Origin of the sequence: Fictibacillus nanhaiensis, from assembly GCF_049537595.1 — a bacterium.
GTDB classification, from domain to species: Bacteria; Bacillota; Bacilli; order Bacillales; family Fictibacillaceae; genus Fictibacillus; species Fictibacillus nanhaiensis_F.
Genome location: NZ_JBMULM010000007.1, coordinates 1 through 17493 on the forward strand (window position 1 = coordinate 1; position 17493 = coordinate 17493).

At 41.2% G+C, this 17493-nt stretch carries 13 protein-coding genes, 8 tRNA genes and 2 rRNA genes; 21 read left to right on the plus strand and 2 right to left on the minus strand.

Annotated features, from left to right (window positions below):
* From ACOZ9X_RS19640 to rocF, 11 genes are all read left to right on the plus strand, one after another.
* Positions 1–1029, plus strand: a 23S ribosomal RNA gene (locus ACOZ9X_RS19640); the annotation flags it as partial.
* A 161-nt stretch (positions 1030–1190) separates the two neighbouring features.
* Positions 1191–1306, plus strand: a 5S ribosomal RNA gene (gene rrf / locus ACOZ9X_RS19645).
* Between the two features lie 46 nt (positions 1307–1352).
* Positions 1353–1427, plus strand: a tRNA-Asn gene (locus ACOZ9X_RS19650).
* A 9-nt stretch (positions 1428–1436) separates the two neighbouring features.
* A tRNA-Thr gene (locus ACOZ9X_RS19655) sits at positions 1437–1512 on the plus strand.
* Positions 1513–1537: 25 nt separating this feature from the next.
* Positions 1538–1612 (plus strand) — tRNA-Glu (locus ACOZ9X_RS19660).
* Between the two features lie 17 nt (positions 1613–1629).
* A tRNA-Val gene (locus ACOZ9X_RS19665) sits at positions 1630–1705 on the plus strand.
* Positions 1706–1717: 12 nt separating this feature from the next.
* Positions 1718–1793, plus strand: a tRNA-Thr gene (locus ACOZ9X_RS19670).
* A gap of 70 nt (positions 1794–1863) precedes the next feature.
* Positions 1864–1948: transfer RNA gene (locus ACOZ9X_RS19675), tRNA-Tyr, on the plus strand.
* A gap of 45 nt (positions 1949–1993) precedes the next feature.
* Positions 1994–2067: transfer RNA gene (locus ACOZ9X_RS19680), tRNA-Gly, on the plus strand.
* A gap of 11 nt (positions 2068–2078) precedes the next feature.
* A tRNA-Ala gene (locus tag ACOZ9X_RS19685) sits at positions 2079–2154 on the plus strand.
* Positions 2155–2720: 566 nt separating this feature from the next.
* Positions 2721–3620, plus strand: a complete 900-nt coding sequence (gene rocF, locus ACOZ9X_RS19690; protein ID WP_423419666.1) for an arginase — start codon at positions 2721–2723, stop codon at positions 3618–3620.
* A 32-nt stretch (positions 3621–3652) separates the two neighbouring features.
* Here rocF and ACOZ9X_RS19695 read toward each other — a convergent pair whose 3' ends face one another.
* Entirely contained in the window at positions 3653–3823 is a 171-nt protein-coding gene (locus ACOZ9X_RS19695) for an aspartyl-phosphate phosphatase Spo0E family protein (protein ID WP_171005666.1), read from the minus strand.
* Positions 3824–4023: 200 nt separating this feature from the next.
* Between ACOZ9X_RS19695 and sigW the strand changes: the two genes are divergently transcribed.
* From sigW to ACOZ9X_RS19745, 10 genes are all read left to right on the plus strand, one after another.
* Positions 4024–4599, plus strand: a complete 576-nt coding sequence (sigW, locus tag ACOZ9X_RS19700) for an RNA polymerase sigma factor SigW (RefSeq protein ID WP_144704627.1) — start codon at positions 4024–4026, stop codon at positions 4597–4599.
* Between the two features lie 5 nt (positions 4600–4604).
* Positions 4605–5279, plus strand: coding sequence for an anti-sigma factor family protein (locus ACOZ9X_RS19705; RefSeq protein WP_423419667.1), 675 nt, complete (start codon positions 4605–4607; stop codon positions 5277–5279).
* Positions 5280–5482: 203 nt separating this feature from the next.
* Positions 5483–6316, plus strand: coding sequence for a diadenylate cyclase CdaA (gene cdaA, locus ACOZ9X_RS19710; RefSeq protein ID WP_191755167.1), 834 nt, complete (start codon positions 5483–5485; stop codon positions 6314–6316).
* Complete coding sequence (locus ACOZ9X_RS19715; RefSeq protein WP_423419668.1) at positions 6300–7613, plus strand: CdaR family protein; 1314 nt, start codon at positions 6300–6302, stop codon at positions 7611–7613. Before cdaA ends, ACOZ9X_RS19715 begins: the two co-directional genes overlap by 17 nt.
* An 18-nt stretch (positions 7614–7631) precedes the next feature.
* A complete protein-coding gene (glmM, locus tag ACOZ9X_RS19720) occupies positions 7632–8972 on the plus strand; it encodes a phosphoglucosamine mutase (RefSeq protein WP_423419669.1) in 1341 nt (446 codons plus the stop codon).
* 478 nt (positions 8973–9450) lie between these two features.
* Complete coding sequence (gene glmS, locus ACOZ9X_RS19725; RefSeq protein ID WP_423419670.1) at positions 9451–11253, plus strand: glutamine--fructose-6-phosphate transaminase (isomerizing); 1803 nt, start codon at positions 9451–9453, stop codon at positions 11251–11253.
* Positions 11254–11604: 351 nt separating this feature from the next.
* The gene (locus ACOZ9X_RS19730; RefSeq protein WP_423419671.1) at positions 11605–12045 is read left to right on the plus strand and encodes a MarR family winged helix-turn-helix transcriptional regulator; all 441 of its coding nucleotides are present in this window, start codon (positions 11605–11607) and stop codon (positions 12043–12045) included.
* Positions 12046–12125: 80 nt separating this feature from the next.
* A complete protein-coding gene (locus tag ACOZ9X_RS19735; protein WP_423419672.1) occupies positions 12126–13379 on the plus strand; it encodes a glycosyltransferase in 1254 nt (417 codons plus the stop codon).
* Between the two features lie 12 nt (positions 13380–13391).
* Positions 13392–14840 (plus strand): MDR family MFS transporter, encoded by a 1449-nt coding sequence (locus tag ACOZ9X_RS19740; protein WP_423419673.1) that lies wholly within the window; start codon positions 13392–13394, stop codon positions 14838–14840.
* 33 nt (positions 14841–14873) lie between these two features.
* The gene (locus tag ACOZ9X_RS19745) at positions 14874–16823 is read left to right on the plus strand and encodes an ATP-binding cassette domain-containing protein (RefSeq protein ID WP_423419674.1); all 1950 of its coding nucleotides are present in this window, start codon (positions 14874–14876) and stop codon (positions 16821–16823) included.
* A gap of 195 nt (positions 16824–17018) precedes the next feature.
* Here ACOZ9X_RS19745 and ACOZ9X_RS19750 read toward each other — a convergent pair whose 3' ends face one another.
* Positions 17019–17348 carry an Mpo1-like protein gene (locus ACOZ9X_RS19750; protein WP_423419675.1) on the minus strand — a complete coding sequence of 110 codons (330 nt, stop codon included), beginning with the start codon at positions 17346–17348 and terminating at the stop codon, positions 17019–17021.
* Positions 17349–17493 lie beyond the last annotated feature (145 nt).

Below are 17493 nucleotides of genomic sequence, written 5' to 3' on the forward strand. Positions count from 1 at the left end.
GGGAGAAGCTCTGAATTGAAGCCCCAGTAAACGGCGGCCGTAACTATAACGGTCCTAAGGTAGCGAAATTCCTTGTCGGGTAAGTTCCGACCCGCACGAAAGGTGTAACGACTTGGATACTGTCTCAACGAGAGACCCGGTGAAATTATAGTACCTGTGAAGATGCAGGTTACCCGCGACAGGACGGAAAGACCCCATGGAGCTTTACTGCAACTTGATATTGGATTTTGGTACAGCTTGTACAGGATAGGTAGGAGCCTGAGAAGCCGGAGCGCCAGCTTCGGTGGAGGCGTCGGTGGGATACTACCCTGGCTGTATTGAAATTCTAACCTTGGACCGTAATCCGGTTCGGAGACAGTGTCAGGTGGGCAGTTTGACTGGGGCGGTCGCCTCCTAAACAGTAACGGAGGCGCCCAAAGGTTCCCTCAGAATGGTTGGAAATCATTCGCAGAGTGTAAAGGCACAAGGGAGCTTGACTGCGAGACCTACAAGTCGAGCAGGGACGAAAGTCGGGCTTAGTGATCCGGTGGTTCCGCATGGAAGGGCCATCGCTCAACGGATAAAAGCTACCCTGGGGATAACAGGCTTATCTCCCCCAAGAGTCCACATCGACGGGGAGGTTTGGCACCTCGATGTCGGCTCATCGCATCCTGGGGCTGAAGTAGGTCCCAAGGGTTGGGCTGTTCGCCCATTAAAGCGGTACGCGAGCTGGGTTCAGAACGTCGTGAGACAGTTCGGTCCCTATCCGTCGCGGGCGCAGGAAATTTGAGAGGAGCTGTCCTTAGTACGAGAGGACCGGGATGGACACACCGCTGGTGTACCAGTTGTTCCGCCAGGGGCATAGCTGGGTAGCTACGTGTGGACGGGATAAGTGCTGAAAGCATCTAAGCATGAAGCCCCCCTCAAGATGAGATTTCCCATCACGCAAGTGAGTAAGACCCCTTAGAGATGATGAGGTTGATAGGTCTGGTGTGGAAGCGTGGTGACACGTGGAGCTGACAGATACTAATCGGTCGAGGGCTTATCCTTAAAATGCATAACGTTTGGAAACGTCGTATCTAGTTTTGAGAGAACATAAAAAGTGATGAAAATCATTAAAAATTTCTCTTGCAAAATGTTTTAAAATATAATAAAATTTATCTTGTCCCAACAGGATAAATGATTTTGAGAGTGTTACATAAGTAACTAGGTCCAGTGATGATGGCAAAGAGGTCACACCCGTTCCCATACCGAACACGGAAGTTAAGCTCTTTAGCGCCGATGGTAGTTGGGGGTTTCCCCCTGTTAGAGTAGGACGTCGCTGGGCTATAATCTCAAAATTCCAACTTAGTTGTGGATTTTCATTTCATTATTCCACAGTAGCTCAGTGGTAGAGCTATCGGCTGTTAACCGATCGGTCGCAGGTTCGAGTCCTGCCTGTGGAGCCATTTTTACTTGCTTCCATAGCTCAGCAGGTAGAGTGCTTCCATGGTAAGGAAGAGGTCACCGGTTCGAGCCCGGTTGGAAGCTCCATATCATACTTAAAACAAACAGTTATGGCCCGTTGGTCAAGCGGTTAAGACACCGCCCTTTCACGGCGGTAACACGGGTTCGAATCCCGTACGGGTCACCATTTCTTATAAATACTTTGGAGGATTAGCTCAGCTGGGAGAGCACCTGCCTTACAAGCAGGGGGTCGGCGGTTCGAACCCGTCATCCTCCACCATTTTTTTTGCTTGCCGGTTTAGCTCAATTGGTAGAGCAACTGACTTGTAATCAGTAGGTTGGGGGTTCAAGTCCTCTAGCCGGCACCATGTTTACTTTCTTTGATAGTAGACACACAGCACAAAGAAGTGCTTGAAGAGTAACTCTCTTTTTTTATGTGGAGGGGTAGCGAAGTGGCTAAACGCGGCGGACTGTAAATCCGCTCCCTCCGGGTTCGGCGGTTCGAATCCGTCCCCCTCCACCATCTTATGTTTAACGATACAAAAGTTAGACGATACTAATAGAATATGCGGGTGTAGTTTAGTGGTAAAACAAGAGCCTTCCAAGCTCTGGTCGTGAGTTCGATTCTCATCACCCGCTCCATTTATTTCTTCGGGGCTTTAGCTCAGCTGGGAGAGCGCCTGCCTTGCACGCAGGAGGTCAGCGGTTCGATCCCGCTAAGCTCCACCATATACATAATCATTATACTTCAGGCGATGCCTGAAGTTTTTTTATTTGCTGATTGAATTCTATGTGAAGAGGTAAAACACTAGGGAAATTAAAAGTGGACAGTAAATTATCGAAAGTGGACAGTAAAAGTGTAATAGTGGACAGTAAAAGGTGGCAATGCACAACCCGAATAGCTGCGTATACAAAAAAACACAGTCTTCATCGAAGTGATTTTTTTGTAGGTTACAGTTATCTGTCGGATTGATCACATAATCTGTCCGATTCGAACCATAATTTGTCCAATCTACAACTTAATCTGTCCAATTCATTTTTCGCGATTTTCAAGCTCCTGCTACTTCAAAAAGATGATGAATCCAAACAAATTTATTCTATAGACCAGATTCTTCTCTGGTCTTTTTTTATACTTAAGAATCCCCGAACCTCATAAATATGTAATCAAAGTCCGAAAGCGCTTTCTTTTCGGTATATCTATGCAATATTTTGTCCAGTTGAACCATGAAATCCCTTACAGCTACAATAGAGTTAGATTTTCATGTTTTTGTTTTTTCATAAGGGAGGAAGAAAAAATGTTGAAAGATATTACAGTAATCGGTGTACCGATGGATTTAGGACAAATGCGCCGCGGTGTGGATATGGGGCCGAGTGCGATTCGATATGCGGGTGTTGTTGAACGACTTGAAAACCTGGATTATCGTGTAGAAGATTTTGGTGATATAGATATTGCTCGTCCAGAAAAACAAAGTATTGAAAACGAAGGTAATCTAAAAAATTTAAAAGGTGTCATTGAAGCCAGTGAAAAGCTTTCACAAACAGTATCAACTGTAATCTCGAATAAGAAGTTTCCACTTGTATTAGGCGGAGACCATAGTATCGCCATTGGTACATTGGCTGGGGTTTCTAAGCACTACGAGAATCTAGGCGTCATTTGGTATGATGCGCATGGAGACTTGAATACAGCGGATACATCTCCGAGCGGAAACATTCATGGAATGCCTCTTGCTGTAAGTATTGGTATTGGCCATGAAAGGCTTACAAACATAAGCGACTACACACCAAAGATCAAACCTGAAAATATTGTGATTATTGGAGCACGTTCATTAGATGAAGGAGAGCGTGAGCTGATCAAAGAAAAAGGAATTAAAGTATATACGATGCATGAGGTGGATCGTCTAGGCATGGCGAAAGTTATGGAAGAGACGATTGAATACTTAGCACATACAGATGGTGTTCACTTAAGTCTTGATCTAGATGGACTTGATCCACATGATGCACCTGGTGTTGGAACTCCGGTACTTGGAGGAATCAGCTATAGAGAGAGTCACTTAGCGATGGAAATGCTTGCTGAAGCGGAAGTCATCACTTCAGCGGAATTTGTAGAAGTTAATCCTATTTTAGATGAAAAGAACAAGACAGCAACGGTTGCTGTCGCTTTAATGGGTTCTTTATTTGGAGAGAAACTACTATAATAGATGAAGACAAAATAAAAACAGTTGCCTCTTTATAGATGCAACTGTTCTTTTTCATTTATGCGCTGATATTGGTTAAGCAGGTGATCGATCTCTTGTGAGAGTTCAACTACTTCTTGTGCGATTAGTGGAAGGTGTTTTGAGAGTTCATTCATTTGCTGCCTGGAGTGTTCGATCTGTTCAATTAATAAATCTCTGTGCATACAAACTACCCCTTTCTGCCTCAGCATAATATTTTATATGATTAATATTCCCAGGTCTGATTTATTTAAAACGCATTATTTAGAAAAAAATACCTTTTTATTTCGTCAAATTCTGCAACATGATAAAATAAAAAAATATGAAAAGATTTGAAACTTATGAAATGCTGGTACGTAAATAAAATCCGAGTGGTGATAAGATAATGGACGCCTTAATAGCGAATATGGTGACCCAGGTTAAAAAAGGGGACCAAGAAGCGTTTGAAGGCATTGTGGACCTGTTTAAAGATAAAATATACCGGCATTGTTTCCGGATGGTCGGCAATGGACATGAAGCAGAAGATCTAGCACAAGAAACTTTTTTAAGAGCTTACCGTAATATAAGTAAGTACAACAGTGAATACAAATTTTCAACCTGGATTTTTCGTATCGCTACAAATCTTTGTATCGACAGGTTAAGGAAGAAGAAGCCAGATTATTATCTGGATGCAGAAGTACCAGGAACAGATGGTGCTACGATGTATAGTCAGCTTTCTAGCGAAGAGCCTTTACCTGAAGAAGTGGTTACAGAGAATGAAGAGTGGAATGAACTTCAGGCAGAGATCATGAAGCTTCCTGAAAAATACAGGACGGCTATTCTTTTAAAATACGTTGAAGATCTCTCGTTAGAAGAGATCAGCAAGATTATGGACATACCCGTTCCAACAGTAAAAACTCGTATACATCGAGGTCGGGAAGCGTTGAAGAAAGTATTTCAAATGGTTGTTAAAACGAGGTGATAAAAATGCATTGTGAAGCTTCCGTATATGATGAATTAATGAATAAAGTACTTGATGGTGATGCAACAAAAGAAGAAGAACAAAACTTTCACAATCATCTTAAGGATTGTGAGACGTGTAGAGAAGAGTTTGAGCTGCTGACGGTTACACTGAAGGAATTGCAGTTGCAATCCCATATTAAGGCACCAGAGGGCTTTACAGAGGCTGTGATGGCTAAATTACCTAAAGAGAAACAACAAGTGAAGTGGATGCGCTGGATGAAGAGCCATCCTGCTCTTACAGCTGCAGCGATCTTTGTGTTCTTTATGGCAGCATCTGTGTTCACAAGCTATAATCAACAAGACCTCGCCGTTGTAAAAGGCGAAGGAAACCTGCAAATCAAAAAGAATGAACGCGTAGTTGTCGTTCCTGCTGGAGAAACCATTAAAGGCGATCTAGTTGTAGAGAATGCCGATGTTCGAATAGAAGGCAGAGTCGAAGGTGACGTAACGGTCATAAAAGGCGATCAATATCTTGCTTCGGCTGGGGAAGTAACTGGCCACAGTCAGGAAATTGGTCAAGTGGTCGAATGGGTATGGTATAAGTTGAAATCTTTAGTTAGTACGAATGATGAAGCAATGATTGATACTCATAATGAAAGCCGTTCTCACACGGCTTTTTTTCTTGTTCAGATTTACTAAATAAAAAACTTCATCAAAGCAACATGAGTAAAACATGTGAATGTCATGCCAAGTTTTCTTTATATTGAGGTATGCTATAATAAGTAGGTTAAAAAATTATTTTAAGCAGTGTTAAAAGGAATACTATTTTTCAAAGAAACAATATCATCTAAGAACCACTAAATACTTCAACTTGGAAAACAAACTGGGTTGGGAGGGAATTTATGTTACCAATCGCTGATTTTAATATATTCAATTACATTACTCAGATCATAGATATCTTGTTAGTAACCTATGTGATCTATAAGCTTATCATGCTGATTCGCGGTACGAAAGCTGTTCAATTGCTAAAAGGGATAACCGTGATTATCGTCGTTTGGTTTCTAAGTAGTTCATTCGATCTTAGAACGATGTCGTGGCTTATGGACAAAGTGATTACATACGGTCTTCTTGCCATCATCATCATTTTCCAGCCAGAGTTAAGACGAGCACTAGAGCAGCTTGGACGTGGAAAGTTCTTTTCTCGTACAGGTCTGCCTGAAGAAGAAGAGACGGAAAAAGCCATTGCCGCGATCTGTAAATCGACGAACTATATGTCTAAGCGACGAATAGGAGCAATCATGTCGATCGAGCGAGAAACGGGATTGAGTGAATATGTGGAAACAGGGATACCCATTAAAGCGCATTTATCTTCTGAGTTATTGACAAATATTTTTGTGCCAAACACTCCTTTACATGATGGAGCTGTGATCATTAAACAAAGTCAGATCTATGCAGCAGGTTGCTATTTACCCTTAACAGAAAGTCCGTTTGTTTCAAAAGAACTTGGAACAAGACATAGAGCTGCATTAGGGATCAGTGAAGTAACAGATGCCATAACGGTTATCGTTTCTGAGGAAACAGGTACGATTTCACTTACGAAAAACGGAGAGATCTATCGTAACCTGGACGAAGAGTCTTTAAGAAATTTGTTAAACGCAGAATTGATTATTGCCAACAAGTCCACTTCCTCAACTCGCTGGAATTGGAGGGGAAAGAAAAATGGACAAACTCCTTAGTAGTTCATGGTTTGTAAAAATTATTGCTTTCCTCCTAGCCCTCATGATGTATACGATCGTAACGATGGAGACGCAGGAAGAAGCAGCGAACAATTCAATATTCTCTAAAATGTATACCGAAAGTGAGACGATCGAGAACGTACAGATCAAACCATACTTTGATGACAATCAATATGTACTTACTGATATGCCATCATCGGTTGATCTTACTTTAACAGGATCCAGCCGTTTGATTACAAAAGCGACAAAAGTAGATAAAGAATTTGAAGTCTATATTGACCTTACGAATATGAAACCCGGGAACAAGCGGGTAAAAGTTCAAGTTCAAGGTCTGCCTGAGGGTGTAAAGGCTAAGATTAATCCAGATTATGTAGATGTTATTCTGCATAATAAGGTAACAAAAGAAATGAACGTGAACGTGGACTTGAAGAACAAAAGAAAAATGCCTGAAGGATATACAGCAGGTGAAGTTGAGTTCTCACCGAGAACGGTTGATGTGACAGGTGCCGAAGGGATGATCGATCAGATCTCATTCATCACAGGGTTTGTTGACGTAACGGATGCAGATGAAGCGATTCAAACAAAAGTTCCTCTGCGTGCATACAATCAACAAGGAGATTTAATCGATGTTCAGATCAATCCAGGAGTAGCTGAAGTGTCCGTTCCGATCAATAAGCCAAAGAAAACGGTACCCATATCTATCGAAACGACAGGGAAATTAGATGAGGGACTTTCTCTTCAATCGATTACATCGAATCCGAGTGAGATTACATTAACAGGTAAAACAACTTCTCTAGAAAAAATTGATTCTTTTAAAGAGATAACTATAGATTTAAGTGAGGTCAAAAAAGATACGACACTTACTGTTGATGTTCCTGTCCCCGATGGGATCGACGAAGTTTCTCTAAAAGAAATAACGGTAGATGTTAACGTTGAAGAAACGGGTACTGAGACGGAAACAGAAGCAGATGCCGAAACGGAAGCAGAACCAGAAGCCGATCAAGAGTCGACAAAAACGTTTAGTGATGTTTCATTAACACTGCTCGGAAGTGACGCTAATAAACAAGCAACGTTCCTAGATCCAGCAGGTGGAGTTGTCGATGTAACGGTAAGAGGAAAAAAGAGTGTGCTTAACTCTCTTAAAAAGTCAGATCTGCAAGGAATCGTAGATGTGAGTTCACTCGATCAAGGAACACATAAAGTGAAGATAGATTGGAAAAACCCAGGGGATGTTGAACTGACAGGTACAGTTCAGGAAGCCAGTGTGGAAATTCAAACAGAAACTAGCAGTCAATAGTTGAAGGAGAGAGCAATAATGGGAAAATATTTTGGTACCGACGGAGTTAGAGGAGTTGCAAATACAGAACTTACGCCTGAATTAGCATTTAAATTAGGGCGCTTTGGAGGATATGTCCTAACAAAAAATACAGAAAGACCTAAAATCTTGATCGGACGTGACACACGTATTTCTGGGCAGATGCTAGAGGGTGCTCTTGTAGCGGGACTTCTATCGATCGGTGCGGAAGTAATGCGTTTAGGTGTGATCTCTACTCCTGGAGTTGCATTCTTAACAAAAGCATTAGGCGCACAAGCAGGCGTTATGATTTCAGCTTCGCATAACCCGGTAGCAGATAACGGTATTAAATTCTTTGGAGCAGATGGCTTCAAATTGTTAGATGAGCAAGAAGCAGAAATCGAAGCACTATTAGATAATGAAAAAGATGAACTTCCTCGTCCTGTAGGCGGAGACTTAGGGTCTGTCAGCGATTATTTTGAAGGCGGCCAAAAGTATATGCATTATCTGAAACAAACGATTCCTGGAGATTTTTCTGGTCTTCATATCGCTTTAGATTGCGCGCACGGAGCGACATCGTCGCATGCACCACATCTGTTTGCTGATCTTGAAGCAGACATCTCAACGATGGGCACAAGTCCGAACGGCTTAAACATCAATGAAGGTGTAGGAAGTACACACCCTGAGAAGCTTGCTGAACTTGTAAAAGAAAAAGGCTGCGATATGGGGCTTGCATTTGACGGTGATGGAGACCGTTTGATCGCGATCGATGAAAAAGGAAACATCGTCGATGGAGACCAAATCATGTTCATCTGTGCAAAGCACCTGAAAGAGCAAGGACGTTTGAAGCAGGATACAGTTGTTTCAACAGTAATGAGTAACTTAGGTTTCTATAAGGCTGTAGAAGCTAACGAGATGAAATCGGCACAAACTGCTGTAGGCGACCGTTATGTAATGGAAGAGATGCGAAAAAACGACTTTAACCTTGGTGGAGAGCAGTCTGGTCATATCATCTTCTTAGATTACACGACAACTGGAGACGGGCTTCTATCTGGAATCCAGCTTGCTTCGATCTTAAAAGCAACTGGAAAGCCACTATCCGAGCTTGCAGGTGAGATGGCTAAATTCCCTCAGCTTCTTATCAATGTGAAAGTAGCGGATAAGTCTAAATTGAACGGAAACGATGCGATCAAAGCGGCGATCGATAATGTAGAAACAGAGCTTGAAGGAAACGGCCGAGTGCTTGTACGTCCTTCTGGAACGGAGCCACTCGTGCGTGTAATGGTTGAAGCTCCAACAGAAGAACTTTGCCAAGAGCATGCAGAGAAAATCGTAGAAGTAGTAAAGGCTGAGCTCGTATAAATTAAAAAGATACTGTCCCTCATAAAATAAAAAAGGGCACGAAACATATGCATATGCGGCTCACCGGAAGAGCTGTGTATGCATATTTTTATAATATGGAACTTTATGTTTCAAGTTTTTCTAAAATCGGGAAAGAATAAGAATTGACGGTTTTGAAAAACCCGTGTATGATTATTTTTGTTTACTTCAAATAAAAGGAAGGAGTTTACAGCTAATCATTCATCCAAAGCGCCTGAACTGCTGACCGGAAAAAAAGCAGTTGACGAGGAAGAGGTTCATCGATATTTCGGCGGATGCCTCTCGGAACATCACTTCCGTAAGCTTTTGTTCAAACCAGGTAAGGTGACTTCCTGTACAAAGACGAAAGCAAGTGAAAAAAATAAAAATAGAGAACATAGGTGGGGTTGTGAGCCCCGCTCACGGCCCCCTTATGAAAGCCGTCAGCAGAGTGTGATGGCTTTAAGGAGGACGCTTATTTATGTGTGGAATCGTTGGATATATTGGGAATAATGACGCGAAGGAAATCCTTTTACGCGGATTAGAAAAATTAGAATACCGCGGATATGACTCAGCTGGTATCGCTGTACTTAATGAAGACGGAGTTCATGTTTTTAAAGAAAAAGGACGTATTGCAAATCTTCGTGAAAACGTAGATCTTGGAGTAGAAGCATCCGTTGGTATCGGACATACACGCTGGGCAACACACGGAGTTCCAAGCAGAGTTAACTCTCATCCACATCAAAGTTCAACAGAACGCTTTACACTCGTACACAACGGTGTAATCGAGAACTATGAACAGGTGAAGAAACAATACATCTCAGGTGTTGAATTGTTGTCTGAAACAGATACAGAAGTTATCGTTCAGCTTGTAGAATACTTTGTGAATGAAGGCATGGAAGTGGAAGAAGCATTCCGTCGTACATTGTCTGAGTTAAAAGGTTCTTATGCGATCGGACTAATCGACAACCAAAACCCTGAAACCATCTATGTTGGTAAGAACAAGAGCCCTTTATTGGTAGGTAAAGGTGAAGGCTTTAATGTTATTGCGAGTGACGCAATGGCTATGCTTTCTCAAACCGACCAATATGTTGAATTAATGGATAAAGAAATCGTAATCGTGACAAGCGACAGCTATACGATCAAAACGCTTGACGGTACAGTTATTGAGCGCGCACCATATACAGCTGAATTAGATGCAAGCGACATCGAAAAAGGCACGTATCCTCATTTCATGTTAAAAGAAATCGATGAGCAGCCTTTCGTAATGCGTAACATCATCAATCAATACCAAAACGAAAATGGCGATCTTAAGCTGGATGATGATATCCGTGCTGCTATGAAAGATGCGGACCGTGTATATATCATCGCTTGCGGAACGAGCTACCATGCAGGTCTTGTTGGAAAACAGCTGATTGAAAACATTGCGAACATTCCAGTTGAAGCACACATCGCGAGTGAGTTTGTTTACAACATGCCGCTTTTATCACAAAAGCCGTTGTTCATCTTCATCTCACAATCTGGTGAGACTGCAGACAGCCGTGCCGTATTAGTTGAAGTGAAGAGACTTGGACACAAAGCATTAACCATCACGAACGTTCCAGGATCTACACTTTCTCGTGAAGCAAACTACACGCTTAACTTGTATGCAGGTCCTGAGATCGCAGTAGCATCAACGAAAGCATACACAGCTCAAATTGCAGTACTTGCGATTCTAGCAGTTGACTCTGCTCGTGCAAAAGGCATCGAGTTAGACTTCAACCCGCTTCAAGAGCTTGCGATTGTTGCAAACGCGATGGAAGTTCTTTGTGACCAAAAAGAAGAGATGGAGAAGATCGCACGTGAGTTCTTAGCTGTAACTCGTAACGCATTCTTCATCGGGCGTGCTGCTGACTTCTACGTATGTTTAGAAGCTGCCCTAAAATTAAAAGAGATCTCTTACATTCAAGCAGAAGGTTTTGCTGGAGGAGAATTAAAGCACGGTACGATCGCATTGATCGAAGACGGTACACCAGTTATCGCTCTTGCAACTCAAGAGCATGTTAACTTAAGCATCCGTGGTAACGTGAAAGAAGTAGCGGCACGTGGCGCTTACACATGCGTGATCTCTATGGATGGTCTGCAAGAAGAAGGCGACCGCGTCGTACTTCCTAAGATCCACCCTTACTTGACGCCGTTAGTATCTGTACTTCCAATGCAGCTGATCTCTTACTACGCAGCGCTTCACCGCGACTGTGACGTAGATAAGCCGCGTAACCTTGCGAAGTCAGTAACAGTTGAATAGGATATCTTGTTTGACAAAAAAACCTGTAGTGATACAGGTTTTTTTGTTTTAATTGTTGCAGTTTGAAACTAACGTGAATCTCTTTACGTGAATATTATGTATTTAATGTGAAATTATTAAATATAACGTGAATAAATAATTATGTGTGTAAATGATTAGATAAATTTCAGAACGATTAAGAAAGATGAAAAGCTATAGTAAGAAGTTTTTTCATATTTCGTTATTATACGGCTACTAGGCTTACCAAACAAAAAAAAACGGATAAAAAAGTTCTCCATGAAAGATTGACAAAATCAATGCAATGAAATATAGTTAGTTTGTCAAACTAATTTGTTGCTCAGAGGTGATATCTTGTTAGATAAAATCTTAAGGGAGTTTATTATAACTCTTGATACTTCTTTTAAAAAGTTAGTGAAAGAAACGATTAAGACAGCGGGTGTCTCAAACTTAAGTGTAAATCAGATTCAATATATTCAAGCTATCGGAAAGCTTAATAATCCAACCATAAGTGAGATTGCTGAAGAATTGAATATTACCAAAGCATCTGCAACAACCGGAATTAATAAATTAGTTTCCTTGGGATATGCAAAGAAAAGTCAATCCACCCAAGATAAAAGGATTTACCACGTTGCCCTGACAGAGGCAAGTAAGACTTTTATACAGCTGAATCAACAGGCATTGGAAGACTATGTGGCTTTTATTAGTCAATCATTGACATCAGAAGAAGTAGATCAGTTCAAGGGAACCTTGGAAAAGTTAATTAAAGGTTTCTACAAAAAGAATTCCATATAGGCAAGAGAGGCGAATGTCCTCTTTTGGCAAAAAGTAAGTTAGTCTAACTAAATTGTTATGAAAGGGAGGTTTTTAATACAATGAACATTACATTATTAACCACTGGTACTAGAGGAGATACTCAACCATACGTTGCGCTAGGAAAAGAATTGATGCATATGGGGTACAAAGTAAAACTGGCAGCGTTCGAAAATTATCGGGAACTAGTAGAGCTACACGGTTTGAACTTTCATCCCATAAAGGGTGACATCTCCAAGATAGTAAGTGAGATGTCCAAAAGCTCCATTGAGTCAGATAACCCTCTTAAGTTCTTTTCAAGCTTTCGTAAGATGAAACCTTATATTAAGGATAAGCAGATGGGCATGCAGAGGGATTTGTTTGATGCCTGTGAAGGAGCTGATGCAATTATCTATCATCCGGGTGCAGCCATCGGACAATTTGCGGGAGAGTACTTCGGTGTGCCAACCATTCTTGCGACGCCATTCCCTATGGCGGCTACAAAAAATTACCCGGCACTCATTTTTTATCAACTTAGATTGGGAAAAACGGCAAACCTTCTGACACATAAAATATTCGAAAGAGGATTTTGGTTAACGGTAAAGTCACCAATCGGTGAGTTTTGGAAAGAAAAGTTCGGAAAGCTACCAAAACATTTCAAGAATCCTTATCTTAAAGAAACGACAAAGGTTCATGCTTCGGTGATGTCTATGAGCCAGCACGTTTTTCCGCAATCAAATGAAGAAACGAAGTGCCTGGGCTACTGGTTTTTGGAGGAAGATCTAACTGATTGGGAACCTCCAAAGGAACTTGTGCGTTTTATTGAAAACGGAAAGCCACCTATTTACGTTGGCTTTGGAAGCATCTACGACGAGAAAGCGAATGAAACTGCCAAGCTGGTCGTAGAGGCATTACGAAAGACAGGGCAAAGAGGGATTCTGGGTATGGGATGGAACCGAGTTGATGATATAGAGGAATACAAGGACATGTATTTTATTGACAGTATTCCTCACACCTGGCTTTTCCCAAAAACTGCAGGTGTCATTCATCACGGAGGGGCTGGTACAACTGCAGCCGCATTTCATTCAGGGGTTCCAAGTGTTGTCGTTCCTCATGGAAACGATCAGTTTGCATGGGGAAAACGAACCGAGGAATTAGGGGTGGGCGCTGCACCAATTCCTAGAAAAAAGCTCACTGTGGAGAGATTAACAGATGGAATTCTTCAAATGCAACAGAAGTCTGTTGCGGAAAAAGCGCGGGAATTAGGCAAGAAACTGCAAAAAGAAAAAGGTGCTCGTGATACTGCACAATACATTCATACTTTCTTAAATAGCTAAAGGAGGGAAAGCATGATAAATCAACAAGATTTCCGTTTTGGTCCCATGTTCACTGTAATGTTACTAGGAGCTTTCATGGGGATTTTAAATGAAACATTATTATCAACAGCCTTACCTTCTATAATGAAGGACTTTGGCTTGAATGAAAATAAGGTCCAGTGGTTAACAACCGCTTTCTTGCTTACCAATGGGGTTATGATTCCCATTTCCGCCTATCTTATCGAGAGGTTTTCAACAAGAAAGCTCTTTCTAACGGCAATCGGGCTATTTGGTTTAGGTACCTTGCTAGCAGCCGTTTCTAACAGTTTTCTGCTGCTTTTGACAGCTAGGATCATTCAGGCTTCGGGATCAGGTATTATGCTCCCTCTTATGATGACTGTTATCTTAACAGTCATTCCAAAGGAGAAGAGAGGACGCATGATGGGGTGGGCAGGTATTGTTATTTCTTTTGGACCTGCAATCGGTCCGACATTATCAGGTATCCTGCTTGAATTCTTTTCATGGAGAGCGTTGTTCTTTACAGTCCTTCCTATCGTGGCATTGGTGATGGTACTCGCTTATATCTATGTGAAGAACGTCACAAAACTCACTTACCCTAGAATCGATATTTTGTCCATCCTTCTTTCATCATTGGGGTTCGGAGGATTACTGTATGGGTTCAGTATCGCAGGAGAAAACGGGTGGTCGAGCCAGAGTGTCCTCATCTTTATCACTGGAGGTTTAATCACTTTAGGGATCTTCATTTGGAGGCAGCTCAGAATAAAACAGCCCTTACTCCAATTCAGGGTGTTTCAATACAAGGCTTTTACAATATCACTAATTATTACAATGGTTGTCATAGTTTCGATGATTGGTGCTGAGACACTGTTGCCTCTTTATATGCAAGATCTAAGAGGATTCAGCCCTCTTCAATCAGGAATGATGCTCCTGCCTGGAGCCATTGTGATGGGGATCATGTCTCCTATAACCGGGATGCTATTCGATAAATGGGGGGCAAGGAAGCTCGCAATACCGGGACTGGCTATTGTTACCCTCACATCCTTTTTATTTACAAACCTGTCTATGGATACTTCTATCCTTTATTTGTCTGCTATTTATAGCTTGAGGATGTTTGGGCTATCTCTTGCCATGATGCCGGTGATGACTAATGGATTGAATCAAATTCCTGTTAAATGGAGTGCCCATGGATCAGCTATGGCGAATACCTTGCAACAAGTATCAGGGTCAATCGGTACAGCGGTATTGATTACAGTCATGACTATGACTGCAAAAGGATACTCATCCCATACAATTCAAATGGAAGGGATGTCTACTCAAACTTTTAAAGAAATGGCCATGTTACACGGTTATAACAATGCTTTTTGGTTTGCCTCATTTTTGGCTATCGGTGCGATGATCCTGTCATTATTCCTAAAAAAAGAAAAAGATGAGCAAAACGAATTAAGAGCTTTGAACAATTAGAACAGAGTCGCTAAAAAAATTGGGGGAAAGAATATGAGTTATGTAAAGTTATCAAACGTTAAGAAGTACTACCGTCTTGGAAAAAAGGATAGGATACAAGTCCTGCACGGTGTGGATGTAAATATCAATAAGGGGGAATTTGTTTCCATTCTTGGAGAATCAGGAAGCGGTAAATCTACCTTAATGAATATAATTGGGGGAATGGACCGAGATTTTGAAGGAGATGTTGTAGTAGACGGAAAAAGTCTGCAAGGAATGAAAGAAAATGATCTAGATGCATACCGTAAGTTGAAGATTGGTTTCATATTCCAAAGTTTTAACTTAATCAGTCATCTGTCGGTCCTTGATAACGTTGTTCTTACCATGCAAATGACAGATATGAACACTTCAGAAAGAGAAGAGAAAGCCAAGAAGGTTTTAACAGAACTTGGGTTAGGGGATCACCTCACTAAAAAACCTAATCAGCTTTCAGGAGGACAAAAGCAGAGAGTCGCAATTGCTCGTGCCCTGTCCAATGATCCAGATATCATCTTAGCAGATGAACCCACCGGAGCTTTAGATAAGAAAAACAGTGACCAAATCATGCATTTACTGGATCGCATAGCTGCTCAAGGAAAGCTTGTGATTACGGTCACCCATTCACAAAAGGTAGCGGATTATGGAACGAGAATCATCACGATGGATGACGGGAACATCGTCAAGGATGAATCGTTAAGATCATCATATGGAGAAACGGATACGAAACAAAAGGTGAAAACCAAAAATCTTCGTCCCGCTGCAGCTATTAAAATGGCCTTTAACAATATTAAGTTAAATCTCAAACGAAATTTGCTCGTATCGTTTGGTGGAGCAATCGGTATTTTGAGTGTCATCCTAATGCTGGGTTTAGGGACTGGTGTGACCGATTATATAAATAAAGAAATCAATGCAAACTTAAATCCGGATCTCATTCAAGTGACGAAAGCACCAGAAGGGCAAGAGAGTGATGGTAAAGGAAAGCTGCCAAATCCTGTACAGGAAACCGTCCCACTGAAGAAGGAAGACATTGAAAAAGTGCAAAGCATCCCTCATGTTCAAAAGGTGGACAATGTTTACACATTAACGATGGGAAGTTCCTTCGTGTATGATAATACATCAGTTAATATCGTACAGTTCCAGACGCTCAATGATAGTGTAAATAAAGGGGACTTAGTTGCAGGCGAACTTCCTAACGATAATGAGTTGTTGTTATCAGAAACAGCAGCGGAAAAAGTGGCAGAATCAAAGAATAGCTTAGTCGGAAAAAAAGTGGAGTTATACATCAACACGACAGATGAGAAAAACCGACCAGTTATACTGACGAAAGAACTGAAGGTGTCAGGAATCATTAAGGGAAGCATGAACCAAGATTTAGCCTATACATCTTATCAAACCTTGGAAGAAATGTATTTGAGTCAAGAAATGAACTTGTCGGGAACTCAACTGGATGTCACAGTAGATGAGAAAGCTAATGTAGATGCGGTTAAGGCAGATCTTGAAGAAGCTGGCTTTACAGGAACAGGTGTAGGAAACATTCTAAGTCAGGTGACGAATTACCTGAAGATCGCTACAAATGTGTTAGCTGGAGTAGCAGGAATCTCTCTGCTCGTATCGGCAATCATGATTATTGTAGTGTTGTACATCAGCGTTGTAGAGCGGACAAAGGAAATTGGTATTCTTCGAGCCGTAGGGGCGAGAAGAAAAGACATTAAGCGGATCTTCTTTGCAGAAGCAGTCTTGCTCGGATTAACAGGTGGAATTATAGGAGTAATTGCGGCAAATGTTATAGGTGGTTTGGGTAACAATGTAATGACACAATTATTTGATACTCAACTGATTCAGATCAGTTTAGGCAATATGTTAACAGGAATTGTTGTCAGTGTTATCATTAGCATCTTAGCTGCCTTGCTTCCTTCTGCAAAAGCAGCAAAACTAGATCCGATGGAATCGTTGAGATATGAGTGATTCCCCTATAGCTAAGCAGGTAAACGAACTGGGAAAGAATAGATTGACGATAGTTCTATTCTATAAACAATTTTGTGAGCAAAATATAATTGTGCGGTCTGAATAATGTGAAATTATTATTTTAAATAAAGAGTAATGTTTGGTTGCCATAGAATTTTAAAAACCCCATTTCAGCACGAAAAATGGGGTTTTCTTCTATAGAGAAGTCGTAATTTCATATTTCTTTAAATCATTGTTAAGCTGGCCGAACAAAATCATCCGATACATGCGAAAATCTGCACGTAAAGACCAAACGGGATGACCAAAGGTAGCGGGTTTGTTACCTTCAATAAAAAAGTGACTAAACCATGCGATCCCGTATGCAACCAAGGGTGCAAGAAGCAAATACCATGGACTTTTCCAAATGGCAAGAGCGATACAAACAAAAACAAAAGAAGTACCCATAAAGTGCCAAGCTCTCGTGGAAACCTTGCTGTGCTGAGATAAATAAAAAGGCCAGAACTCCTCGTAGTTTTTAAAAGCCATTTAATTCCCTCCTTTTCTCGTTTATATTCTTTTGAACAAAATTAAATCCTTCATTTTAGGAAGGAATAATCATGATTTTGAGAAAAATGAAAGGTAGATCAAAAAGAGATTGACCATGTGGTGCACAACACGGTTTATGATGGAA